Source organism: Nostoc sp. (assembly GCF_036917775.1).
In the GTDB taxonomy this organism is placed as follows: domain Bacteria; phylum Cyanobacteriota; class Cyanobacteriia; order Cyanobacteriales; family Nostocaceae; genus Nostoc.
On the sequence record NZ_JBALEQ010000068.1, the window covers coordinates 128,239 to 151,047 of the forward strand.

Below are 22,809 nucleotides of genomic sequence, written 5' to 3' on the forward strand. Positions count from 1 at the left end.
AACAGAGATTAGGATATTTTGGATTCGGCAAATATATTCAATATTTACTATTAGTAAAAACTTTTATCTCTAAAAATTACCCACTAAACGAATATTCCTAAATATGTATTTAGGAAAACAAATTATGAAAACTGGTCTTCTACCAGATAGATTTTCTGGCAGTTTTTTTGGCGAAATTGCTCTGAAATCTTCAGAGCAATTATGTTAGTTTTTCACCAAATAAAAGTTCAGATTCTTTACTTTTTGTCAAGAGTTAAATCCTACTATTAGCCCTTTCAAAGTAACTCGTAAAATCTCTTATTTTTTTTCAGCGCTGCGCCAGTTGCTACAAGTAGGGGAACCCGCCCAACGCACTGGCTTCTCTGTGACCCTGCCGGTTTAAAAGTATTTTTTTTAACCACAGAGACGCAGAGGGCACAGAGTATAGAGCTTAAAGAGGAATTTATTGACCAAAATTTTTACCCATCTTGAAAGGGCTAATTCTAATTTATATTTCTTGAATGAAAGATAGTAATGAGCGTACCAAATTTTTGCTAATGCTGTATAGCTGATAAGCAACGATAATTTTGTAGTTTTCTAATAATTAGATTTAAGTTGTTAAAAAATATTAAAATTAAGAGAAAGATATTTTTATCCGCTCATGGCTACCCGGTTTACTGCCTCCCAATCGGTTGAAATCGCTGTTCCAGAGCAGCCTATTCACATTCAGCACTACTTACGCCAGCCTCAACGTCTGGTTAAGGCTTTAGCTGACAACACCCGAATTCAGCAGCTTTCAGAGGAAGTATTTCGCTTGAAAATGCGTCCGCTCACTTTTATGTCATTGAGTATTCAACCGACTGTAGACATGAGAGTTTGGGCAGAATCAAATGGAATAATTTATTTGCGATCGCTAGGCTGTGAAATCCTGGGTTTCGAGTATATTAACCAGCGCTTTACCCTTAATTTAAAAGGGCATTTGTCTCCCAAAGAGTTTAGCACTGGCACTCGTCTGCAAGGAAGGGCTGATTTAGAAGTGCTGGTGGATTTACCACCGCCATTTTCCTTTACTCCTAAGCCAATTTTAGAAGCTACTGGTAATGGTTTGCTCAAAAGCGTGCTGTTGTCGGTTAAGCAACGTTTATTAAATCAACTTTTGGCTGATTATCGCTACTGGGTAATATCACAAACTAAAGATAGAGGGCTTGACAGTGACAGTACCGAATTGCCAATCTTGAATGCTGAGTAATCATTTAATCACTCAGGGTTCAGTAGTTTGATTTGGCAAGGACGAAAAGACTGACGATGTAGGGGCGATGGCCCGTATTGTTGCAGAGCCAGCAAATGCCGTTGGCTACCATAGCCCTTGTTACGCTCTAGGTTGTACATAGGGTATTTCAATGCTAGACGCAGTACCAAATCATCACGCCAAACCTTGGCAACAATACTAGCAGAGGCAATAGCGAGCGATCGCTCATCTCCCTTAACTATTGTTTGTTGTGGCAATAGCAAGTCTTTGATTGACTGATTGCCATCAACCAAGCAGATTGCAGGCTGTACCTTTAACTTCAGTACAGCCCGCTTCATTGCTAATAGTGTCGCTTGCAAAATATTTATCTTGTCAATTTCGGCAGTAGAAGCAAACCCAATTTTCCAGTCTATAGCCAGCCCACAAATTTGCTGTGCTAGCTGAGTTCTCCGAGAACTAGACAACTTTTTACTGTCTTTAATTTTAGCTGCCATCAGTATTGGCAAAGCATGATCTGGTAGGATCACTGCTGCCGCCACCACCGGGCCAAATAGAGCGCCTCGCCCTACTTCATCCACACCTGCAACCAATCCTGGAATCCCTGACAAGGTAGAAAACTCCAGCCAATTGGATTGTTCCAAGGGCGTTAGTGATGTTTCTACCATAAAGCAAATTAATTATCCTCGATCGCTGAGGAACGACGACGGCGGCGACGGCTAGCAGTGGTGGCACTGTTGGCATCATTTTCATCTGCGATCGCATTGGCGGCGCTGCTTGAATCACTTTCATCTGCGCTCGCTTTGACGGAGGCTTTTGCAGACAAACTTTCCGAAGGATTGGCAGTCAATTCAGCTGGTTCATCTGTCTCTTCTATTAAAGATTTTTGTTCTGGCTCGATAACTTTTGGTATTGGTGACTTGGTTGCAACTACTTCCGGTATTACTTTTTGGGCAATAGGTGATTCTGAGATGGATTCAGTTGGAGTCGTTCGCACTTGACCGGGCTGAATCACGTTAATAATCACAGATTTGGTATTTTTAACCTCTTGCTCTAACTTCACCAAGGGAGATATTCCCATCAAAGCAAACATATCCTGTTCCTGGAGACTCATTTCTACAGTTCTAATCTCCGGTGGTTCTACCACTGGTTTAACTGGTTCTGCCTTGATAACTTTAGCTCGCTCTATAGTGCGCTCTACTCTTTCATTCCAACCTGGTTTACCAAGGGTGGGTGAGGGAATTTCTGCTGTAACTCCTAATTCTGGTTCTACATCAAGGTCTAAATCTGGTTCGTTGACAAAAGCTAATGGATTGGCAATAACCCGAGATTCATCTTTTCCATTTAACCCATTGATGCCAATTCGACTGCGGCGAGTACGGGTACGACGCTTATTATCATTAAGTTCTTGATAACTAGGATGATTAATCAGATTTAGGTTAGTCGATTCCGAGTCGCCGTCAAATGCTTCCCCAAATCCATCATAAGTTTCTCGTGGTTCTGGGACGCGGGCAGATGGCTGACGTGGTTCTCGGTGAGGTAGAGATACAAAACGCTCACGCTCTGGTGTTTCTGCTGGTATTGGTAATCGGTTTTCAAGTTCTCCAGGCAGACGCACAGTATGCCCTAAACCGCCACAGGTGGGACAAGTTTCACCAAACAATTCGTAAATATTTTGACCCTGACGTTTGCGGGTCAGTTCTACTAAACCCAGTTCTGTAAGTTGAGCAATCTGGGGACGAGCTTTGTCTGCTTTGAGTCCTTTATTAAAGTGTTCGAGAACTTGCAGTTGGTCACGTCGGGATTCCATATCAATGAAATCAACGACAATCACTCCGGCAATATTCCGCAGACGCAACTGGCGAGCAATTTCTGTTGCAGCTTCACAGTTTGTCCATAAAACTGTTTCTCTGGCTGTCGCCGATCGCGTGAAGGAACCTGAGTTAACATCGATTACGGTTAATGCTTCCGTTGGCTCGATGATGATGTAACCCCCAGAAGGTAGGTCTACTCTTGGTTTCAGAGCTTCTCGAATGGCAGCACTGATGCGGAAGTACTCTAAAATTGGGGAGCGATCGCGGTGATGGTCAATCAACAATCCTTGCGGTGTTTGACCACCACTCCAATTCTGCAAGTACTGCTTCACGCGCTTCAAACCAGTACTGGAATCTACGACAATCCGATTGACATCCGCGCCGTACATATCCCGCAATACGCGCTGGATAAAGTCATCGTCTCGGTTGAGCAGTGCTGGGGCACGGGTAGAATGCGCTTCCTGCTGAATCGCCTCCCATTGCTTTTGCAGCAACTCCAAATCTTCCATAATCGCTTCTTCTGGTTTGCCTTCGGCTTCTGTACGCACGAGCAAACCCATTCCCGCCGGTTTAACCAAAATCGCTAGTGCCCGCAAGCGGTTGCGCTCACTTTCACTTTTAATTCGTCGGGATAAATTTACGCCCCTACCATAGGGCATCAGTACTACGTAGCGTCCGGGTAAGGTGATATTACCTGTGAGCCTGGGCCCTTTTGTTCCCGTTGGCTCTTTCATTACTTGCACCAAAACTTTCTGCTGTGGTGCTAATAGTTCTGTAATGGCTGCTGCGGTACGCTTGAGTTTCAATGGGCCCAAGTCGGTGACGTGAATAAAACCGTTGCGCTCTGGGTCGCCAATATTCACAAAAGCCGCATCTATCCCAGGCAATACGTTTTCTACTACTCCTAAGTAGATATCACCTATTTGATGATGACCGGTAGCAACAACGAGTTCCTGTATTTGATCTTCGGAAAAGACAGCAGCAATTTGGTGCTGCTCCGCGATGATAATTTGTTTTGGCATTCAATTTCCTCAAAAATTGGCAGCACCAATAGGTCTGGAGGTTTGTTATACCTTTGTTGCCCTTGCAACCCTCAAAAGGCGCTACTGATGATAAAAATCGCAAACCTGATGTTCTAAGTTAAATAGCTATTGGCGCTCTTAAGAGCGTTTTCACGGCGGATTATTCCAGAACGGCTGCATGTTTAAGCAATTAAATCAACCATCTATGGTTGATTTGCAATGCAATACTCTCAATGAAGAGAGTTCTGAGTTGAAAGTTCTGAATCCTGAGTGAGTTTTTAACTCAGGAAGCTTTTTTTGAGAGTAACCTACTGAAGTCGTTAAGAAAAAGAAACTATTTCTATTTTCCATTCCCTGGATTTATTCTTAGGGTTATACTCAGCAACGCCAGCTGCTACCCTACTTTTAAGCCGCGCTTTGCGCGTCTCGTGAACGTCTGCAAATCGGCTTAACCTACAGCAGTTGTTTACCCTACGGTAACACCAAGGGCACACGACTCTAGAAGAGTAATGCACTAGCTCTTGGGCAATACTGTGGATTAGACATTCAGCAGTTGTTGGAAAAGTATGGATTTAGAGAAGCTAACCGAGCCTGCTGTTAGTTACTGATTCACAATTTAGCTATAGAGAGAGTGTGTGTTCTTTAATCTGCCTCAGTTTGTCTGGGATAAAATCCTAGAAGTTGCACTCTAATATCTTTGCTTTCGCCCCCTGAACACCAGGGTAGTGAACCAGCTAATTCAATGCAGCGCCAGAAAAATTCTCTTCACCCCATTCTAACGCAACCTTGCTAAAAATCAATTCCGACGATGTGCCATGTTAGGACAACTACTAGCAAGCTGCCCTACAGGGATTATACCGCTAAAATTAGCCGATTGCGGTGGATGTGTAGGAGTTGAAATTCTCCACTACCCACTATCCCTAGCATAAACAGGATTTGTTCAGGACGCAAGAGAAAACCATCTTGGCGATAGCTACCTACATAACGGATAACAGATATAGATTCTGCAATGCCTTTGTGGGTTTCTACTAATTCCAGTTCAAATAAGCGATCGCGCAGATTTATTAACTGGCTCTTGCCTGACTTTGTTGTATGCTCGTACCAAAGCTCATCTTTTGCTTTGATGGTATCAATCCAGTTTTGCCATTGTATAGGTGTTGTTTCTTCAAGTGCTGCTACGGTAATTAAATATTCTGCGGTTTCTAGCAGTTGAGTAGCTGCCGGAGTTTTTAAATCTATCTGCTCCACATTATATATAGGTATGTCTGTGGGCATTTCCCGAACCAATTCTTCTCGAAAAGTATCGATGTCCACTGGTACAGTTAACTCAAAATCCGCAATTTCACCGCTACTAGTAGCACCTAGAGCCAATGCAGTTGCTACAGAAATTCGCGGCATTGGATGAAACCCACCAGTGAAAGCAATAGGCAAGCCTGCTCGCCGCACAACTCGGTCAAACAGACGGATTAAATCTAGGTGGCTTACCAAAGCCATATTACCCTGTTTTCCAAACCAAACTCGCACTCGTTGTGCCTTGGTTGTGTTGGGAACAAAATTGCCAGCGAATTGGGGGATAACAGGTGATTCAATCACAACGTTATGGCCAAAGTCGGTTCCACATACGCCACAGTGAGAACAACCTTCAAAAGAGCAGTCGGGTACAGTTGCGGCTGCTAAGGCGCGTTGTAAGTCTTCTTTGAGCCAGTTTTTCTCAATCCCGGTATCAATATGATCCCAAGGTAGGGGAGTATCTAGGGAGTGGGGACTGAGGAATTGGGCATTTTCTGCATCTGGCGATTTGTTTTGATCTTGGGCGTGAAACAAATTCCATTCGCCATTTTCTACTTGGCGGTATTTCCAATCTAGATCAGCCCCGGCAATCGCATCTCCCCAAGCGCTAAAAGCCTGATCTAAATTTTCATACCAGGAATCCATTCCTGCACCCAATTCCCAGGCGCGGCGGACTACTTTGCTCAAATTGCGATCGCCTCGTCCCACAAAATCTTCCATTGCCGAAATGCGGACATCGGTAAAATTTACCTTCATTCCCTTCATCCGGCGGAATTCTTGCCGCAACAGGTTTTGTTTGCGCTTAAATTCAGTGGTAGAAACTGAGTGCCACTGGAATGGTGTATGGGGCTTGGGCGTAAAGTTAGAAATTGTCAGGTTAAAGTTCAGGGGTTTTCTGCCTTTGCCTCGGCATTCTCGCTGTAGCCAGCTGACTGTTTCCGCAATGCCCAAAACATCAATATCCGTCTCACCCGGCAAGCCAATCATAAAATACAACTTGATTTTATCCCAGCCCTGCTCCCAAGCGGTTTTTACTCCCCGCAATAATTCTTCATTCGTCAAACCTTTATTTACGATGTCTCGCATCCGCTGAGTTCCAGCTTCTGGAGCAAAAGTTAGTCCACCTTGCCGTGTACCTCCAAGGATATTGGCAATATTCTCATCAAATCTGTCTACCCGTTGGCTTGGTAGAGTCAGAGAAATATTTTCATTTTTTAAGCGATTTTTGATTTCCATCCCCACTGCTGGTAGGGACAAGTAATCAGAACAACTCAGAGATAATAGGGAAAACTCATTGTAACCAGTTGCCCGCATTCCCTGTTCAATTGCTTCTACAACCTTATCGGGTTCTACATCCCGTGCCGGCCGAGTCAGCATTCCTGGTTGACAGAAGCGACAGCCACGAGTGCAACCACGCCGAATCTCAATCGTCAAACGGTCATGCACCGTTTCTACATAAGGAACTAACCCAATGGAATATGCTGGTATGGGAGTTGCCACCCGTCGCAGAATTCGTTTTGGTACGTCAGAGCGACGAGGATGAACTGAGCCATCTTCTGCCATGTCGTAAAACTGAGGGACATATACGCCTGGTATTTGTGCCAAATCCAGTAATAAATCTTCCCGACTCAATCCTGCTTGTTTGCCTTCTTCCAACACTAAACCAATTTCTGGAAGTAGTTCCTCTCCATCCCCAAGGGCGATAAAGTCGAAAAAGTCAGCGTAAGGCTCAGGATTCGATGTTGCTGTTTGCCCACCAGCAAAAATTAACGGAAACTGGGATTGGAGATTCGTTAGTTCTCTCCCTGCTTGTTGCCGTTCTCTCCACGTCAATGGAATTCCAGCCAGATCCAACATTTCTAGGATATTAGTTGCACCCAGTTCGTAACTGAGGCTAAAACCTAAAATGTCGAATTCTGTGAGCGATCGCTTTGACTCTACCGCAAACAATGGCGTATTCGTTTCGCGTAGTTTGGCTGCCAGGTCTTTTCCTGGGAGGTAGGCGCGATCGCACAATTGACGCGGTTGGGCATTCAAGATGTTGTATAGGATAATGTGCCCTAAATTAGATGCACCGACTTCATATACTTCCGGGTAGGTTAAGACCCAGTGTATTGCTGTCTTATCCCAAGCTTTATGTACTGCTAAACGCTCATTACCAAGGTAACGCCCTGGTTTTAAAATATCCGATGTTATTAATTTCTCAACTGCAACAGCCACTGTGCTATCTTCTAGCTACCTTAATTACAGCTAACCAAACCAAACTTTAGCATTGAATTAGGTCTTTTCACATAATTTATCGTTGTAACTTATAACTCCTTTACATAAAGTCCGCGTTTTAACTGGTTTATGCTGGGGTCAATTCAACTTCACCATCCAATATTTCAAAAACTCTATCGAGTTGTGTTAGTTCAAAAATAATTCTAATTGACGGAGCAACAGCACAAAGTTGAAAACCCCTTCCTAAACTAAGAGCCAGCTTGTGTATAGATAACAATGCCATTAACCCCGCACTGTCTAACGATTCTACTGCTGCGAGGTCTACTACCAAGATAGAAATAACATTTTGTGTCAACGCTGTAGTCATATCTCGTTCAAATTCCAAGGCGTTTGTAGCATTCAAACACCCTTGGGGGCGAATGACTGTAATTTTGGGATAGTTAAGCACTGCTTGCATAGTTACATCCTATTGAGAATTATTGAAGCGTCACACTAAGGATTATTTGAACATAAACTCTATTTTGTTGCATCGACCATACGTCTTAGCTCTCTTTGCTGAATCTTTATTTCTTTAGTATCTCTGTTTAAAGATTGTTATAATTCCAGGTTAAAATGTGTTTATATATACTTTTTTTTTATCTCAGTTCAAAAACAATCAACATAGACAGCAATAGAGCAAACAAATAATCAGTAACTATGCTGATAAAACTTGCTTAGTCTATAACTAAAGCTAATTTAGCCAAGTCTTAACAGTAAGTTAAATCTCCCACTTTAGCGTTGCTGATGGCATACGCCAGAGTCATAGCAAATTCTCTATCTAACTAATTAAATGTGATCTAAATCACAAATAAATTAGTATTTAGATCGCTCTTTATACTGAGACTTTTCTGGGATAATTAAGTATCATATTACAATTGGATGTATTACTTATGAGAACTAAGTACGCTATTCGTAAATTGGTAGAAAAAGCTCTTGACATTAAAAAGCTAACTCCTGAGATAGAAAATGAAATCAACTCAGAACTGACAGAACTGGGTTATATTTCTGATGTTGATTACGAAGCTTTGGAATTATTAATGTCGGAGATGGATGCTGGTAGAATTAAGTTGGTTCCCAGCTTTGGATATTCCTAACTGCTTATGCCTAGAGGTATATTAAGTAAATTGGATGAATACTGAAGTAATCAAAATTCCGAGTTAGTAAAACAAGTTTTAGTAAAGGTAGGTGGGATAATAAGAGCGATATTATTGTTTGTATTTTTCTCTGAGGTTGATTATTTAAATAACTAGAATGGCGTAAACCGTGCTAATAACCCTCTACATTATTGTGCATTCGGAGTAAATCGCCATGTAGTTCGCTAAACGCCGAGAAAAATTCCTCCCTTTCTGTTTGCTGAAACTGTCCACAAGCAGAATGAACTCGTTGCGAAGGGAGTTGATATCATTAATATGGCTGTTGGCACTTCAGATAAACTAACTTCTAGTCATATCTTTTGCCCCATACCTATTGATATGCTGACCATAGTTGGTGAATAAATTGATTAAGTTGCTGCTTGGCGGCTGAGTCAGGCTCAGTTTTTGGTTCTTTTGCTAAAACTTGACTCAAGAAGGTAATTACTTCTGTATCTAATGCTGGTCGAAATAAATTTGCAGGCCAAAGCAAGTCAGACGCATCTCGCAAATCGGTAATTAGCTGCGATTCTTGAATTAAAGTAACCATTAGTAAAGGACGCGCCCAGCACAACTGGCGGGAAACTACAAATTGAATGACTTCTGCATACAGATTTCTGTCGCCATGCTCTAAAGACACAATTTGTCCTGGTTGAAGAAAATCTAGGCTAATGTCCATGATTATGGATTTTGGGCAGGGGCAAGGATTATTTTGCAATTTCCTTAATTTTAAAAATGAAAATGCGCTAGGTTTAAGGAAGCTTCTGTAAGATTAGGGTAGCACTCTCACGGCAAGTATGTCTCAGACATCTGCTTCACAAGTGGCTACGCAAAACTAAGTAGAGCGGTTTTTATAGCATAGTATCTGAACTGAAATACTATAGAATAGGTAAATAACTGTTAAGCGATCGCTACACAGACACTTTGTAGTAGTGAATCAACAAGAAAAGAGCAAAGAGCCGTGTCAGTTGAAACTATTGAAAAGCCTTCCACAATTCGTAAGCTAGCGCCCCGGTATCGCGTTTTGCTCCATAACGATGACTACAACTCTATGGAGCATGTTGTACAGTCGCTCATAGCCACTGTACCTAGCCTTACCCAACCCCAAGCTGTGAGCATCATGATGGAAGCCCATACTAACGGGCTAGCTTTAGTAATTACTTGCGCTCTAGAACACGCTGAATTCTATTGCGAAACATTGATAAGTCACGGTTTAAGTAGCACGATTGAACCTGATGAATAGTCATTGGTCATTGGTCATTAGTTGAAATCATAGAGTATTGGCTGGTGACTTAACATTGGTATGAAAAAAAACCTTGTCCGTTTAGCTGAACGCCCTGCCCCTATTAGGCTGGGTTGTTTTATTTTGACTTTATTGTTGCTATGGTTGCCATTAGCTGCACCAATATACTTTCTAGTGCATGATTCAAACTTAGAAAGTATATTGACATTGGTGTTGTTATATGCAATATTTATTTTTCTCCTCAGACTATGGGGTAAATATGTCTACCAACAGCCCCAAATTCTGCGGCATTATGGCTTAGAATTCACGCGGCAAAACGTTGTGGATTTACTACGTGGCTTGGCTCTGGGGATAATTAATATTCTGATACTTTTTGGGGTAGAAAGTTTGTTGGGTTGGTTGGTGTGGCAACAACCGAAAATTTTCTTGCTGAAAATAATTTTAGAGGGCTTACTTGTTGGCTTAGGTGTTGGATTTGCTGAGGAATTGTTATTCCGAGGCTGGTTGCTAGATGAATTACAACGAGACTACAATCCGCGTGTCGCACTGTGGACAGATGCAACTGCCTTTGCCACATTGCATTTTATTAAACCCTTGGAAGCGATTATTCATACACTGCCGCAATTTCCAGCTTTAGTACTGCTGGGGTTAACGCAAGTATGGGGAAAGCGTTGGCGAAGGGGACGCTTGGGTTTACCAATTGGTTTGCATGGTGGTTTAGTTTGGGGCTACTACATTATTAATGTTGGCGAATTAGTCAAATATTCTGGTCAAGTTCCTGATTGGGTAACTGGTGTGAATAATAACCCCCTACAAGGAGTGATGGGGGTGTTGTTAATGAGTGTACTAGCTTTGGGGATACGAGGGCGAAGTGAGCGATCGCGTCATATATGAAAATAAAAGTCTTAATCGTATCACCTTTATTACTTACGAGCAAATGTAATTTAAAATGCTTTCTCATTTTTAAGAATTTGTTATTTTCTAATATTATTTTAATTAACTTGCTTATCGCTGGATGTGCTGAGATATATTCACCAGGTGATGAATCACAATATGAGAAAATTGCAGAAGATAATATTATATCTATGATTCAGAATCAAAAAAACTACTTTCAAACCCATAAAAATTTCCTGAAACTACTTGATAAACCATTAAAATCAAATTCATCTTTTTTAAAAACTGAAAAATGTTATGGTTACTACACTAAAACTATTCCTGAAATTAATGATACATCAACTGTAAATGGTATTTATATTTATGCAAGACAGGAAGCATGTGATGGCAATTGGGGCATAGATTTGAGTTCTTATGTCGGTGGTGTTTTTGTCGTTCCTGTTATTGATACTAAAGACATAAAAATAGTAAGTATCGTTTGTAAAAGTACTGGGCCAGGATATGCACCCTTAAATCATCGACCATACTATACAAATGGTTTAGTAGATTGCCCTCCTGAAGCCAAAAAAGTATATTTAAAAACTGAATTATTTAAAAAGAAAAACGATAACGCAATCTAACACCATTAAATAGCAGCGATCGCACCTACGCCACATTTTTGACTGAGATAATTCCTTCACCACACCACTCGATCAGTAGCCATCTGTCAGAATCTTTATCTAGTGCTGGCTTGAGACGGAAATTAAAAACCTCTTGCCATACCTCTACACCATACTGGGATACAAAATCTGCCTCCAGTTCTTTGAACTGTTCCCATTGCCGATTTGCGATCGCGGTTAACATAGGAATAATTGTGGTGATTGAGACTTGGGCGGCGACGGGTGTCATTGTAGGTAGTCCTCAAAAATACAAATAATCGGCATAGGTGGTTTTTTGGTATTGATGATTTTAACCAACCGTTTACCCTTGCTTCTGGGAAGCGCAAAACAGGCTAACTCTGTTTCTGCTGCCGACCAATCCCTTGGATCTGTTACCGGGTCAAACTCTTCTTCATCTGAGTTGTTTGATTGGCTGTCATCGGTCATGCTTTGATTCCTTAATCGGGACTGTGACTAGGTACGGTTAGGCTCACAAATCTTCACGCAAGAGTCTCAACCACAGTACCCACCACACAAGCTTTATTCAAATTAACGCCGCTCAAATTTGCACCTTCTAACTCTGCACAGAGTAAATTCGCTCCTGTCAAATTCGCCCCTGCCAAATTCGCCCCCCGCAAGTCAGCTTCTTCCAAGTTTGCTTCACTCAACAAAGCACCTTGCAAATCGGCGCGACTCAAATCTGCACCTTTGAGATTTGCCCCTGTCAGGTTTGTACCGCGCAAGTCAGCACCGCGCAAATCAACGCCTTGTAAGTTGACGTTCATCAAATTGGCACCACTCAAGAAAGCACCTACCAATGACACATCACTGAGTCTGGCTCCCATCAAGTTAGCGCCACGCAAATTGCTACCCCGTAAGTCAGCACCCGTTAAATCTGCTTGCATCAGGTTGGCTCCCATCAAGTTCGCCCGCAAGTCAGTTTCTTGGAGGTTGGCTCCCATCAAATTTGCCCCCTCCAAATGCCCACCTTCGAGTTTGGAAGCGGCGAAATTAGTGCCGACAAGGGTAGCGCCAGCAAGATTAATCCGGCTTAAATCCAGTCGGGAGAGTTCCTCGTCTTCTAAATTTGCCCCTGGAAGTTGTTTGAGTTTTCCTAATCTAATGGCTTCAATATTCATGTAAAGTAACTACCAATCTGCTCACTTATCTTGCTGTGGCTATCCCATTGGGAATCGAGTATCCAGATGCCGGCGCTGAATTTGGGTGTCATGATGGGTAAGTCGAGTCCCTGTTGTAAACCCATAACTAATAAAGTTAGGGTATCTACAAGTTTAGGGTCAAAGCGGTTAGATTGTTGCTGTTTGCACTCATCTAATGCTTGAGTAAATATCTGTTCCCGGCTTTGATTTGACGATTTTCGCTCATTGACTCGCCACTGAAAGTCTGCCAATAATGCCAAAATCCTCGACTCTAGGGGAATTTCATCTCCAGCTAAACCGGCTGGTTCCCCTGTGCCATCCCACCACTCGCTTTGGTGAGTAATAATTTGGGCAACTGCTCGTAATCTTGGCATGGTTCGCAATACTTGCGCCCCTGGTACTAAGGGACAAGTTAAAGGACAACTGGGTGCATCTTCTTGGTAGCGTGTGGATATACCACCAGTGAGAACGCTTTCTGCTTTCTGTAGTGGATCTATGCGATGTAACAAAGCCGCCAAGCGCAATCTTTTAATCTGCCAGGCGGGAAGATCCAAAAGCTGGGCGATCGCTTCAGCAAGAACTACTACTTCCGCAGCTGCCATTGGATTGTTCACATCTGCCATATCCATCAGTTGCGCCATTCGCAAAAAGGCTTGGATTTCGTTAGAAACCAAGTTGCGATCTAGGGTTTGTTTCTGAGGTGCTGTGGGGATGGATAAATTATCTTGACCAATCTGGAGGTAATCTACGACACGAGAGACAACTGCACCTAAATTTTGGGATCTGTCCATTGACGGTACAATTTGTTCTTTATCGGCTGTAAGTTTTTGGGCCAGTTCTGGATTGTATTTTTTGATGTGAGCGATCGCTATTTCTGCTGTCTCTTGGACTAACTCCGGCTCAAATGTCCACAAACCATAGAATTTCCGCTCTAAGTCTGATGTCGGTACTCCAGTGCTACCATAATCAGCTTCTGACAATTCTTGACAAATTACCATTGCTGTGTATTTGGGCGATAAAATAATTAAGTGCCACTCCTGCGCCACTGGATCGCCTGCATCTAATCCTACTAAGTCTACATTGGGTAGCTGGCTGGTAGGATGTTCAGCAAAGCCAGATTCAGAAGCGGCCATAATGGCAATTTGGCGGCTGCGCTGGGCGATGTCTGCATATCGTTCAGCTTCTTGTAGATACCATTTCCCCTGTTGAAAGGCTGTGATCACTAGGGGTGTACCGTCATCTGTTAAGATATGGTCTTCTAGGGCATGGCACAGGGCAACTAGGGTATTTTTGTAGTAAACACCGAATCGAATTGGCCTGGTGGTATGGCGATGGGCTGTTTCTAGCTGTTGTAGGATTGAACCTTCTAACATGGGATTTGGTAAAAATAACCGCAGAGGCGCTAAGGACACAGAGAAAGAAAAGGGGAGAAAATCAGAATTCGTGTTTTCTAGGATATACCCGCTAACTGTTTTTCTTTCGTTTCTATTGGTGCGGAAAGTGCTGCTTCTAAGTCGGCACAACCCAGTTTTTCTTCTAAGATTTTCATGACTTCGCGTCCGAAATCGTTGGGGTTTTGTTGCCAAGCTTGCAAGCAGACTTCGCCGAAGAATGAACCAAGGGGTTCGGGATTCCAGAGAAGTTTTTTGGCTGTCCACGGCATCAAGCTCATTGGATCGTACCCTGGCTTGAGGATGCCTTCTTTGAAAGCGTATTCTTCTAAATGGGTATGAGGTTGTAGCCCAATAAAAAAGATAGCAGGTTCGACTTTATCAGCACCAAAAATTCGTTCTAGTTCCCGGTGGTAGGCGATGGTTTGGCGGATGGTTTCGGGACGTTCGTCAATAACGTTAAAGGAGTAGTTGACGGAAACTAAATCATTGAAACCAGCTGCTTTTAAGTCACGGCAGTTTTGCAAGACGGTTCGCAGGTTATACCCCATCCGCATTTTCCGCACAAGTTCTTGAGAACCACTGGTAATCCCGATTTCAAAGTAGTTCATCCCGGTTTTCGCCATCAAGTCACACAACTCTGGTGTCAAATTGTCGGCTCTGATATATGCTGCCCAGTGGATATCTGTCATACCAGAATCGACGATTTTTTGCAAGAGTTCTATGGCATCGTCGATAAATTTTCGTGCGGGGATGAATTGGGCATCGGTAAACCAAAAGTTGCGGATGCCGCGATCGTATAATTGGCGCATCTCAGCAACTACTTCATCTGCTGGATTGATGCGTACTTGTTTGCCTTCGACAACCGTATAGACGCAATAACAACAGTTGTGGGGGCAACCACGCTTAGTTTGTACACCTATATAAAAGTCTTCTTCTTGCAGGTAAAAGTTAAATTCCGGCCAGATGGTTTCGATATAGTCGTAGTTACAAGCTGTTTTTTCTAGTGGGGTGGGTTGTTCGTGAATCAGGCGTTTTCGTGGTTGGGTTTCTCCCGCAACGTAACAGCGTTCATCTCGAAAATCTTTGCCACTTAAAAGTTTTTCCAGCAGGGTTTCCCCTTCACCCACAGAAATAATTGTCCCTTGGGGTAAGCTTTTACCCAACTGTTCGTAAAATACGCTAACTGCACCACCACCTACAACTACGCGGGCATTAGAATTATATTTTTGGGCACGCTTTAAACCGCGTTTGATTAAGCCCTGGTTTCGCCATAACTCTACATAGTAAGCGATGAAAATTCGTAACCCGCCCAATCCGCCACGTAGTTTTAATAGAGGATTCTTAGCGTAGTAAAATTCAAAGGCATTTTGCAGTGGGTTCCCACCACGCCCACCAACTGGGGCATAAATTTGAATATCCCGCCAAGAAAAGACTAGCAATGTCGGTTTAAATTCATCGATACAACGATCTAGAGCAGAATTGTAGTCTAAAGGTGGCACCGTTCCTAAATCGAAGATGCGCTGTTCAATATTAGGAAACTGCTTATGGACATGATCGCTCAAGTAGACAACCCCAATAGGAAAGATGGGGTTACAAGGAAGGCGAACGTAAAGAATTCGATTTTCCATCATTTGTGTTTTGACTTCCATCTTGCCAATCTTTGGAGAAAGCGAGAAAAACATCCAGTTTTAAAGAAATGTGCTTGTTTTATGGGGTTTTAATTATCACAATCGCACTTGACATTTCGTTTGATTGCTGGTAATGAGAAAACTAATATTAGCAATTGCAGGAAACCCTAAAATTGCTATGCATAAAACATACATAGAATTTATAGATAGGCTTTATGAAGATATTTTTCATATAGCTTTACCATAACATTGAGTTTATTCATTAAGCGATGATCCCAGCCTATTAATCCTGGGATAGATGAAACGGCAAAACTCCCTTAGTCGCTAGGCGAAAAGCAAGGGGATCGTCGTCTCAAGAGAATTAAAGTTTTGATACCAGGATAAAAATCTTAAAAATTTTTGTGTATAGTGTATAATTCCGAAAAAGCTACAAATAGTTACAAAATTTTTATAACTACAAATATATCTTTAGGAAGAAATAATCTCCAAAGACACAGTTGGTATTCACAGTTACAGCAACTGGGGATCAGTGAGTGCTAGGCTTGGCTGGTGTAATGTAAAATTGTGGCGTAAAGCTCCTCAGCAGTTATGGCTCAAATATTAGATCCTCTACCACCTGAGCAATCGGGAAAAATTCTCTGCTGCTACATTAATGCCACGAGCAAAATACAGGTGGCTCGCATCTGCAATATTCCCAACTGGTACTTTGAAAGGGTTGTTTTCCCTGGACAACGTTTAGTTTTTGAAGCTCCGCGAAAAGGTCAATTGGAGATTCATACAGGGATGATGGCAAGTGCAATTTTATCCGATAAGATTCCGTGCGATCGCCTGAAGCTCGAAGAACCCAGTACTAATGAGTTTGATACAGACTCATTATCTGGAAAAGACCCTATTAATACCAAATCATTGGTGCAGCAAATTAATACAAACACTGGAGATAGTATAAAACCCTTACAAGTCGCTTTTTAGCAGCTGTTAATTAAAAAAAATTTGACTCAATTTTAGGGTTGCTTGATTCGGCAGCCCTTTTTATGTGTTAATCATTTGTCATTTGTCATTCGTTAGGAATTATTATTCTCCCTCTGCTTCCCTGCTCCCTCATCTTCCACACTCCTCCACTCTCAATAGGGTTCGGTTATAGGTTATGAGTCGGGGTTATGGTGTGTAGAGACGTTGCATTACAACGTCTCTACAAGCGTTATCGATAGACAAATTATCTTATCCGAACCGTATTGCTTCCACTCTCATCTACAATCAGTCTTATGAATCTGCCTTCATTTCTTTGGTTGTGGAAAATAGCGGCCTGGTCGATGGGTTTGTCCCTGCTGGCATATCTGATGTTAGCAATCACCGGCGTTTTAATGTTTCGAGCGAGAACTTCGCAGCAATTTCCTTTTATTACGCCATTTATGGGCGGAAATAAAGGGTTGCGATCGCTCCACTATACAATGGGCATCAGTATGGTAAGTTTAGTGCTACTATTGCTGGCGATCGGTATTGTTGGCACTTTAGGGCACTTTGGCTCTTTAGGTCACTCCTCACACTTAGTTGCGGGATTGATAGTCGTAGCATTAGTTTTATTGTCTGCTTTCAGTGCCACGCAAATTAGTGCCAGACGCTCTTGGGCTAGGCCCTTACACATTGGTGTAAATATTATTCTGTTTATAGGATTTGCCTGGGTATCCCTTACTGGTTGGATTGTAGTACAAAAGTATTTACCTTAAAGAATTAGTAATTACAAATTACGAATTACGAATTATTAAAGTGGCATACCTTATTTCAACAGTCCAGCCAAGACATAGACCTACCCTACAATGAAGAAAAGCATTGTAATTAAGCCGTGACAGCAAACTCAGCCAATATCTCAGTTTCTATTTTTCGTCTGTCTCCTTTAATTCGGATAACGCTGCTGAGTCTATACATAGCACTCACAGTCCCATTACCCTTTTTATCGCAGGTAACAGCCGCACCCATACCCCCAGAATTGTTGTGGATAGGGATTGGCATCGGCTTAGTTGTCTTATACGCGGTATTAACTGAACAAGTAATGGTAGATGACCAGGGAATTCAGGTTACTTACCCCGCCTGGGTTCCTCGCTTTTTTCGTAAAGGCTGGTCTTTACCTTGGTCAGAGGTAAAAGAGTTAAAACCCCGCACCACTGGTCAAGGAGGGCTAGTTTATTACTTCCTCAGCCAGGATGGGAAAGCTTATTTACTACCAATGCGTGTAGCTGGATTTGCCCGTTTCGTGCAAATTGTCCAAGCAAAGACAGGCATTGATACTACAGATGTTCGCCCTTTAGCACAGCCGTGGATGTACCTGATTTTACTAGGATTCACGCTGCTGTTACTATTAGTCGATGGCTGGGCGATCGCTACAGCCTTAACTACTGCACAATTAACTTAAAATTGGGCATTGGTTATTTCTTCCCTATCTCCCCACTTCCCTTGAATAAGGTCATACTCAAGCTAGAGCAAGTTAATCTGTTTACAAAGCTGAAAACCCAACTTCCAGGCAATCAGCAAGGGTATCCCATATTGCGAGACATTGACTTGGAAGTATTTCAGGGCGAACGTATTGCCATTGTAGGGTCAGTAGGCGCAGGGAAAACTTCGTTATTACGCCTTCTCAACCGCCTAATTGAGCCCACCAGTGGCAAAATCTATCTAGAAAATCAAGAATATCGCCAAATTCCTGTCATCCAGCTACGCCAGATCACTGTACTTGTATTGCAAGAGTCAAAGCTGTTAGGGATGACAGTTGGGCAAGCCTTAGCTTACCCTTTAGTTTTGCGTGGTTTGTCCAAACAGATAATTCAGCAACGAGTCGGTCACTGGACAGAACAACTGCATATTCCCAGTGAATGGTTAGGGCGAACAGAGGTGCAACTTTCTGCTGGACAACGACAACTAGTAGCGATCGCTCGTGCCTTACTCATCCAGCCTAAAATATTATTATTAGACGAGCCAACCTCTGCCCTTGATGCTGGTACAGCTTCTCATCTCATGCAAGTCTTAAACCAGTTGAGTCAAACTCATCAAACCACGATTCTGATGGTAAATCACCAACTGGAACTTGCCCAAATGTTTTGTTCTCGATTATTAAACCTAGAACAAGGTCGTTTATCCGCAAATCAAACAGTCTCTGAGATAGACTGGCTTGAATTACGAGAAAGATTAATTCAAGCAGAAGCTCAGGACGATTTTGGATTTTAAATTTTGGATGAGACAGGAATCAGGAATCGTTTTCTTACTCCCCCATGTCCCATACCCCATCTACACTTGACTACTAGTAAGTGTTGAACGTTGATTATTAAATCTCTCTCTAGCTAACTTTGTCGTTTGTGATTGTGAAATATTGGTATTCAAAATTTCCATGTTAAAACGGTATCCTACATTGCGGATAGTTTGAATCAAATTTGGTTGGCGAGGATCAAGTTCAACCTTTTTCCGCAGCGATAAAACGTGAGTATCAATGGTACGAGGGTTATCGATAGCGTCAGGCCAAGCACGACGCAGCAATTCTGATCTACTCAGAGGTACTCCCCCAGCTTGTGCCAAAACATACAGCAAACTGAATTCTTGGGGCGTTAAGTCGATAAACTCCCCCTGGAAACGGACACGGCGCTGGACTAAATCTATTTGCAAAGTGCCATAATCCAAATAAGCTGGTGCAGTCGGTGTGCGTTTCCGGCGAATCAGTGCCTCTACCCGTGCCAAAAACTCTTGCATCCCAAAAGGTTTACTCAGGTAATCATCTGCACCCGCCTTTAAACCTGCGACGATATCACCTTCGGTATTACGAGCAGATAGCATTAGGATTAGAGGCTGCTGCTGACGATGCAACCAACGACAAAACTCAATGCCATCACCATCAGGCAGGTCTGCATCCAATACTACCAGTGTTGGTTGATGGCTTAAAAATACTTCCCTTGCTTGATAAATACTGGCAGCTTGATGCACACGGTATTCTAGCTGTTGCAAGTGCCAACCCAACAACGACCTCAGATGGGGATTCCCCTCAATGATTTCTATACAAACCGAACCCACGGCGGCAAGACCCCTTAGCGTCTGATGACTTTCAAAGTAACAAGCCCAACTCTAAGGTTTTGTAGCCTTTGTTACTTCAACTGCTATTAGCTTTACATTTCCTCATAAAAAACGTAGCAATATCTTTAATTTATGCCTTGCCGATAGGGGATTAGAAATATTATTAAATTTTTATTAAATTTCTCAGCAGTGTTGTTAGACGTATCAAAAATTCTTGTAGCTTAACATTCTGCTTTTAATGGGTGTAATGTGGGAATATCTATAACCAATCAGCTAAACGTTAATACAACAGCTTTTCAACCTGATGGGAAAAGTAGATTTCTCCGCAAAATTACTGCCCTCATCTAGAAATATAACACCAATACAATTGGGTCATTGAATATGAAAATTAGACAAATAACTGAGCAGATAACTAGAATCGATGTTTTCTGGAATAGGATTAAAGTAACTTGTAGCTGCTAGGGGTAGTACCCAAAGTAGATGTGTTGACTTTGAATTAATGCCAAAGTGAAATTACACTTCACATTTGAGCGTGAATCATTTACAATTCTCATTCCAAAGAGATTAATACAGCAGTTATGCTCCAAGACACACAAACCATCCGCTATTACCAAAGACTCACCGATGCCTTCATCGAGTTATGGAATCGCGGTTATCGCACGGATGATATGCGGATGTATTTGGATGGATATCTAGCCGCACTGCGACATAGCAACGTTATTGAACCTTATCTGATTCATCGTCTAGAAGAGGAAGCCAGCCGCTACTTGTACGATGGGTCAAACTTTGCAGTGCCGCAACCGCAGCCACAACCAGATTACTACTAAGTACCATTTAGTTGGTCATTGATAGTAACCGTTAATTACCGCAGATGATTATAGCATATTATCTGTATTGGTCAACGGGTTGCCGTGGTGTGAGATTTTGGAGATATTGTATTGATTAAACGCATCCCCTCAGCTCTATATTGGTCTTGCCAATACGACTGAGGGGATTGTTGACTAAAACCTATTAAAAAACCTTGAAAGGGAGATAAATAGTGTCTCTCCTCTCAAGGACATTAAAAATGGCATATAGCCTTGATAAAGAAGCGCAAATTGAGCGCATTCTCTCTAATTTGCTTAGAGAGATTAGGAAGCTAGTGCTACTTCTACCTTTTGCTGCAATTCACCTTTTTGGTAAAGTTCAATCAAGATATCAGAACCACCAACAAATTCACCATTGATATACACTTGGGGAATTGTCGGCCAGCTAGAGTATTCTTTAATTCCTTGACGGATTTCAGAGTCTGAAAGAACATCAACCGTCTCGAAGGGAACTCCCAAGGTATTGAGAATCTGCACAACGTTGTTGGAGAAACCACATTGGGGCATTAACTTGTTTCCCTTCATAAAAACTAGAATTTTGTTGTGTTCTAGCAAGTTATCAATTTTCTCTTTGAGTTCTGGTGTCATGGTATTTGTATTTCCTATGTTGCATTCAACGATGATGACTAAGGAGTTAAAAATTTTATAACTCCTAACTCCTACTCCTATACTCCTAACTTTAGGAACTTGCTGTAGCTTGCCAAGCTTCGGGAGTGTATGTTTTTACCGCCAAGGCATGAATCGCTTCAGTTGACATAGCTTGACCCAACGCACCATAAACTAACTGGTGCTGTTGCACTAGTCCTTTACCTGCAAAGTGCGATGAAACTACTGTCACTTGATAGTGGTCGCCGCCACCAGTCAAGTCTTGCACCTGAACCTGTGCATCTGGCAGTTCCGCCTTGATCATTGCTTCAACCTGCTGCGGACTAATCATCGCAATTCCTGAAAAAACTTACTTTTCTATTATTAACAGATATGGAGTAAATGCCCGTGCCAAGTTCAGGTTTTGGCAAGGCTGTAGATAAACCCGCCTCTGAGGTGTATTTTTGAGAACGCTCAGATTTTGGCTACGGCGGATAGCTCTATCCTAGCACTGGGGCGTTCCCAAGCGACTGATTAGGGAGATAAGGGAGATGGGAAAAAGAGGCAACAAAAATTTAATTTATTTTTTTGGGGATGAGGAAGATGAAGTACCACCTTCTCTGGGATAGGGAGAATCTACAAAACCCAACTCAAACAACTGTTTATAGGCTTTCTTGCCTAAATCTCGTGTCGGGTTTTGACTCTTAATTATTTGAACCAACAACGGCACAGCTAATTCTGGCTGATTTTGGGCGCGATGTACCAATGCTAGCTGAAAGGTGGCTTCATCCCGCTTTTGGGCTGTTAATAGAGCTTTTTGACGCTGAGAATCAGAAACTCTGTTGTCAATTCCCGAAAAGCTAGAATTTAACTCTTGATAAAAATTAGATAGCTGATTATAAACCTGACGCGCCTCTTGTAGCTTTTTAGCAGCTAAAGTGTAGTTTTGAGCAGAAACAGCTTGTTCTGCATCTTTTACTAAGCGATCGCCACCTTCAATGCTCAAAAGGCTGTTACTTTGGGTTATGGGGCGCAGATTATTAGGATCGTTGGGGTCAATGGGTTGTGGGCTATTAGTGCCTGGTGACTGTGATACCTGAGCATTCACAGGTGATAGCAGGCTGAGGACTGCTATGACTGATAAAAGGGTACGGTGCATCAAGGTAACAGCGGCAGCAGTGTTCATGGGATCAATTAGTGCGACAACTATATAAAAAGTTATGGAAACTTCGGGTATCTTAACTCTGTTTTGGTTTTGGACAAAGCAAAGTTACATCCTAAGTATCTCTGATTTAGGACTGAAAATCGCTTTAATAGAGTTCCCATTGCCCTTGTATAGTAACTAACTTAAATTCTCGTGATCAGCGATACTACGGTGGGCTGGGTTAACACGTTAATTACTCTGATTTTCCAATCATTAGTTTACTCGTAACCACCTTGTAACTCTCTAACTGAAGTAGCAAAAATGTTTCTTCTAAAGCAATTCAGTAGTTTGCAGACAATTCTTAGCTATTTACTCAAAAAAATGCCAATTTGGCTAAATATCCTGTCAATAGGAAGTAATCTATATATGTATACATCCTCAAAGCTTGCAAAATAGCACTAAACCTT

24 protein-coding genes are annotated in these 22,809 nt (G+C 42.2%); 10 read left to right on the forward strand and 14 right to left on the reverse strand.

Annotated elements, in window-relative coordinates; translation table 11 throughout:
* Positions 1-640 precede the first annotated feature (640 nt).
* On the forward strand, positions 641-1,228 hold the full coding sequence (locus tag V7K69_RS11975; RefSeq protein ID WP_335034503.1) for a DUF1997 domain-containing protein: 588 nt from the start codon (positions 641-643) through the stop codon (positions 1,226-1,228).
* Positions 1,229-1,236: 8 nt separating this feature from the next.
* Here V7K69_RS11975 and V7K69_RS11980 read toward each other — a convergent pair whose 3' ends face one another.
* The 4 genes from V7K69_RS11980 to V7K69_RS11995 all read right to left on the reverse strand — a co-directional run bounded on the left by V7K69_RS11980 (position 1,237) and on the right by V7K69_RS11995 (position 8,028).
* The gene (locus V7K69_RS11980) at positions 1,237-1,893 is read right to left on the reverse strand and encodes a ribonuclease HII (RefSeq protein ID WP_335034505.1); all 657 of its coding nucleotides are present in this window, start codon (positions 1,891-1,893) and stop codon (positions 1,237-1,239) included.
* Positions 1,894-1,901: 8 nt separating this feature from the next.
* Positions 1,902-4,061, reverse strand: coding sequence for an Rne/Rng family ribonuclease (locus tag V7K69_RS11985; protein WP_335034507.1), 2,160 nt, complete (start codon positions 4,059-4,061; stop codon positions 1,902-1,904).
* Between the two features lie 852 nt (positions 4,062-4,913).
* Complete coding sequence (locus tag V7K69_RS11990; RefSeq protein WP_335034509.1) at positions 4,914-7,571, reverse strand: TIGR03960 family B12-binding radical SAM protein; 2,658 nt, start codon at positions 7,569-7,571, stop codon at positions 4,914-4,916.
* 127 nt (positions 7,572-7,698) lie between these two features.
* Complete coding sequence (locus V7K69_RS11995) at positions 7,699-8,028, reverse strand: STAS domain-containing protein (RefSeq protein WP_335034511.1); 330 nt, start codon at positions 8,026-8,028, stop codon at positions 7,699-7,701.
* A 472-nt stretch (positions 8,029-8,500) separates the two neighbouring features.
* Between V7K69_RS11995 and V7K69_RS12000 the strand changes: the two genes are divergently transcribed.
* The gene (locus V7K69_RS12000) at positions 8,501-8,704 is read left to right on the forward strand and encodes a hypothetical protein (RefSeq protein WP_094331166.1); all 204 of its coding nucleotides are present in this window, start codon (positions 8,501-8,503) and stop codon (positions 8,702-8,704) included.
* A 370-nt stretch (positions 8,705-9,074) separates the two neighbouring features.
* Here V7K69_RS12000 and V7K69_RS12005 read toward each other — a convergent pair whose 3' ends face one another.
* The gene (locus V7K69_RS12005) at positions 9,075-9,419 is read right to left on the reverse strand and encodes a hypothetical protein (protein ID WP_335034513.1); all 345 of its coding nucleotides are present in this window, start codon (positions 9,417-9,419) and stop codon (positions 9,075-9,077) included.
* 282 nt (positions 9,420-9,701) lie between these two features.
* Here V7K69_RS12005 and clpS point away from each other — a divergent pair, with 282 nt between their 5' ends.
* The 3 genes from clpS to V7K69_RS12020 are packed head-to-tail and all read left to right on the forward strand — an operon-like array spanning position 9,702 to position 11,497.
* Positions 9,702-9,983 (forward strand): ATP-dependent Clp protease adapter ClpS, encoded by a 282-nt coding sequence (clpS, locus tag V7K69_RS12010; protein ID WP_114081141.1) that lies wholly within the window; start codon positions 9,702-9,704, stop codon positions 9,981-9,983.
* Positions 9,984-10,043: 60 nt separating this feature from the next.
* Entirely contained in the window at positions 10,044-10,877 is an 834-nt protein-coding gene (locus tag V7K69_RS12015; protein WP_335034516.1) for a CPBP family intramembrane glutamic endopeptidase, read from the forward strand.
* Entirely contained in the window at positions 10,874-11,497 is a 624-nt protein-coding gene (locus tag V7K69_RS12020) for a type IV pilin-like G/H family protein (RefSeq protein WP_335034518.1), read from the forward strand. Before V7K69_RS12015 ends, V7K69_RS12020 begins: the two co-directional genes overlap by 4 nt.
* Before the next feature lie 25 nt (positions 11,498-11,522).
* Here the strand turns inward: V7K69_RS12020 and V7K69_RS12025 are convergent, their stop codons facing one another.
* From V7K69_RS12025 to V7K69_RS12045, 5 genes are all read right to left on the reverse strand, one after another.
* Complete coding sequence (locus tag V7K69_RS12025; protein WP_335034520.1) at positions 11,523-11,765, reverse strand: hypothetical protein; 243 nt, start codon at positions 11,763-11,765, stop codon at positions 11,523-11,525.
* The gene (locus tag V7K69_RS12030) at positions 11,762-11,962 is read right to left on the reverse strand and encodes a hypothetical protein (RefSeq protein WP_335034522.1); all 201 of its coding nucleotides are present in this window, start codon (positions 11,960-11,962) and stop codon (positions 11,762-11,764) included. The genes V7K69_RS12025 and V7K69_RS12030 overlap by 4 nt, the downstream gene beginning before the upstream one ends.
* Before the next feature lie 53 nt (positions 11,963-12,015).
* Complete coding sequence (locus V7K69_RS12035; protein WP_335034524.1) at positions 12,016-12,654, reverse strand: pentapeptide repeat-containing protein; 639 nt, start codon at positions 12,652-12,654, stop codon at positions 12,016-12,018.
* Complete coding sequence (locus V7K69_RS12040; RefSeq protein ID WP_335034527.1) at positions 12,651-14,048, reverse strand: DICT sensory domain-containing protein; 1,398 nt, start codon at positions 14,046-14,048, stop codon at positions 12,651-12,653. The genes V7K69_RS12035 and V7K69_RS12040 overlap by 4 nt, the downstream gene beginning before the upstream one ends.
* A 77-nt stretch (positions 14,049-14,125) precedes the next feature.
* The gene (locus V7K69_RS12045) at positions 14,126-15,718 is read right to left on the reverse strand and encodes a photosystem II high light acclimation radical SAM protein (protein ID WP_194143077.1); all 1,593 of its coding nucleotides are present in this window, start codon (positions 15,716-15,718) and stop codon (positions 14,126-14,128) included.
* A gap of 567 nt (positions 15,719-16,285) precedes the next feature.
* On the opposite strand from V7K69_RS12045, the gene V7K69_RS12050 reads away from it, so the two are divergent.
* The 4 genes from V7K69_RS12050 (at position 16,286) to V7K69_RS12065 (ending at position 18,913) form a co-directional block, all read left to right on the forward strand.
* Complete coding sequence (locus V7K69_RS12050) at positions 16,286-16,666, forward strand: DUF1830 domain-containing protein (protein ID WP_335034530.1); 381 nt, start codon at positions 16,286-16,288, stop codon at positions 16,664-16,666.
* 293 nt (positions 16,667-16,959) lie between these two features.
* Positions 16,960-17,421: a DUF4079 domain-containing protein gene (locus V7K69_RS12055; RefSeq protein ID WP_335034532.1), complete on the forward strand. Its 462-nt coding sequence runs from the start codon at positions 16,960-16,962 to the stop codon at positions 17,419-17,421.
* A gap of 116 nt (positions 17,422-17,537) precedes the next feature.
* Entirely contained in the window at positions 17,538-18,104 is a 567-nt protein-coding gene (locus tag V7K69_RS12060; RefSeq protein WP_335034534.1) for a hypothetical protein, read from the forward strand.
* Between the two features lie 41 nt (positions 18,105-18,145).
* Entirely contained in the window at positions 18,146-18,913 is a 768-nt protein-coding gene (locus tag V7K69_RS12065) for an ABC transporter ATP-binding protein (RefSeq protein WP_335034601.1), read from the forward strand.
* A 60-nt stretch (positions 18,914-18,973) separates the two neighbouring features.
* On the opposite strand, the gene V7K69_RS12070 is transcribed toward V7K69_RS12065, so the two are convergent.
* Positions 18,974-19,747, reverse strand: coding sequence for a response regulator transcription factor (locus V7K69_RS12070; RefSeq protein WP_193948652.1), 774 nt, complete (start codon positions 19,745-19,747; stop codon positions 18,974-18,976).
* 578 nt (positions 19,748-20,325) lie between these two features.
* Here V7K69_RS12070 and V7K69_RS12075 point away from each other — a divergent pair.
* A complete protein-coding gene (locus tag V7K69_RS12075; RefSeq protein WP_335034537.1) occupies positions 20,326-20,574 on the forward strand; it encodes a DUF6761 family protein in 249 nt (82 codons plus the stop codon).
* A 303-nt stretch (positions 20,575-20,877) separates the two neighbouring features.
* Here the strand turns inward: V7K69_RS12075 and grxD are convergent, their stop codons facing one another.
* The 3 genes from grxD to V7K69_RS12090 all read right to left on the reverse strand — a co-directional run bounded on the left by grxD (position 20,878) and on the right by V7K69_RS12090 (position 22,384).
* The gene (gene grxD, locus V7K69_RS12080) at positions 20,878-21,201 is read right to left on the reverse strand and encodes a Grx4 family monothiol glutaredoxin (protein WP_335034539.1); all 324 of its coding nucleotides are present in this window, start codon (positions 21,199-21,201) and stop codon (positions 20,878-20,880) included.
* 91 nt (positions 21,202-21,292) lie between these two features.
* Positions 21,293-21,550, reverse strand: a complete 258-nt coding sequence (locus V7K69_RS12085) for a BolA family protein (RefSeq protein ID WP_069070136.1) — start codon at positions 21,548-21,550, stop codon at positions 21,293-21,295.
* Positions 21,551-21,778: 228 nt separating this feature from the next.
* Positions 21,779-22,384, reverse strand: coding sequence for a hypothetical protein (locus V7K69_RS12090; protein WP_114082793.1), 606 nt, complete (start codon positions 22,382-22,384; stop codon positions 21,779-21,781).
* Positions 22,385-22,809 lie beyond the last annotated feature (425 nt).

What these genes read in the sequence shown, in the direction of transcription:
- V7K69_RS11975 (WP_335034503.1), top strand. Translation starts at nt 641, where the DNA reads ATGGCTACCCGGTTTACTGCCTCCCAATCGGTTGAAATCGCTGTTCCA.
- V7K69_RS11980 (WP_335034505.1), bottom strand. Translation starts at nt 1,893, where the DNA reads ATGGTAGAAACATCACTAACGCCCTTGGAACAATCCAATTGGCTGGAG.
- V7K69_RS11985 (WP_335034507.1), bottom strand. Translation starts at nt 4,061, where the DNA reads ATGCCAAAACAAATTATCATCGCGGAGCAGCACCAAATTGCTGCTGTC.
- V7K69_RS11995 (WP_335034511.1), bottom strand. Translation starts at nt 8,028, where the DNA reads ATGCAAGCAGTGCTTAACTATCCCAAAATTACAGTCATTCGCCCCCAA.
- V7K69_RS12000 (WP_094331166.1), top strand. Translation starts at nt 8,501, where the DNA reads ATGAGAACTAAGTACGCTATTCGTAAATTGGTAGAAAAAGCTCTTGAC.
- V7K69_RS12005 (WP_335034513.1), bottom strand. Translation starts at nt 9,419, where the DNA reads ATGGACATTAGCCTAGATTTTCTTCAACCAGGACAAATTGTGTCTTTA.
- V7K69_RS12015 (WP_335034516.1), top strand. Translation starts at nt 10,044, where the DNA reads ATGAAAAAAAACCTTGTCCGTTTAGCTGAACGCCCTGCCCCTATTAGG.
- V7K69_RS12020 (WP_335034518.1), top strand. Translation starts at nt 10,874, where the DNA reads ATGAAAATAAAAGTCTTAATCGTATCACCTTTATTACTTACGAGCAAA.
- V7K69_RS12025 (WP_335034520.1), bottom strand. Translation starts at nt 11,765, where the DNA reads ATGACACCCGTCGCCGCCCAAGTCTCAATCACCACAATTATTCCTATG.
- V7K69_RS12030 (WP_335034522.1), bottom strand. Translation starts at nt 11,962, where the DNA reads ATGACCGATGACAGCCAATCAAACAACTCAGATGAAGAAGAGTTTGAC.
- V7K69_RS12035 (WP_335034524.1), bottom strand. Translation starts at nt 12,654, where the DNA reads ATGAATATTGAAGCCATTAGATTAGGAAAACTCAAACAACTTCCAGGG.
- V7K69_RS12040 (WP_335034527.1), bottom strand. Translation starts at nt 14,048, where the DNA reads ATGTTAGAAGGTTCAATCCTACAACAGCTAGAAACAGCCCATCGCCAT.
- V7K69_RS12045 (WP_194143077.1), bottom strand. Translation starts at nt 15,718, where the DNA reads ATGGAAGTCAAAACACAAATGATGGAAAATCGAATTCTTTACGTTCGC.
- V7K69_RS12050 (WP_335034530.1), top strand. Translation starts at nt 16,286, where the DNA reads ATGGCTCAAATATTAGATCCTCTACCACCTGAGCAATCGGGAAAAATT.
- V7K69_RS12055 (WP_335034532.1), top strand. Translation starts at nt 16,960, where the DNA reads ATGAATCTGCCTTCATTTCTTTGGTTGTGGAAAATAGCGGCCTGGTCG.
- V7K69_RS12075 (WP_335034537.1), top strand. Translation starts at nt 20,326, where the DNA reads ATGCTCCAAGACACACAAACCATCCGCTATTACCAAAGACTCACCGAT.
- grxD (WP_335034539.1), bottom strand. Translation starts at nt 21,201, where the DNA reads ATGACACCAGAACTCAAAGAGAAAATTGATAACTTGCTAGAACACAAC.
- V7K69_RS12085 (WP_069070136.1), bottom strand. Translation starts at nt 21,550, where the DNA reads ATGATTAGTCCGCAGCAGGTTGAAGCAATGATCAAGGCGGAACTGCCA.
- V7K69_RS12090 (WP_114082793.1), bottom strand. Translation starts at nt 22,384, where the DNA reads ATGAACACTGCTGCCGCTGTTACCTTGATGCACCGTACCCTTTTATCA.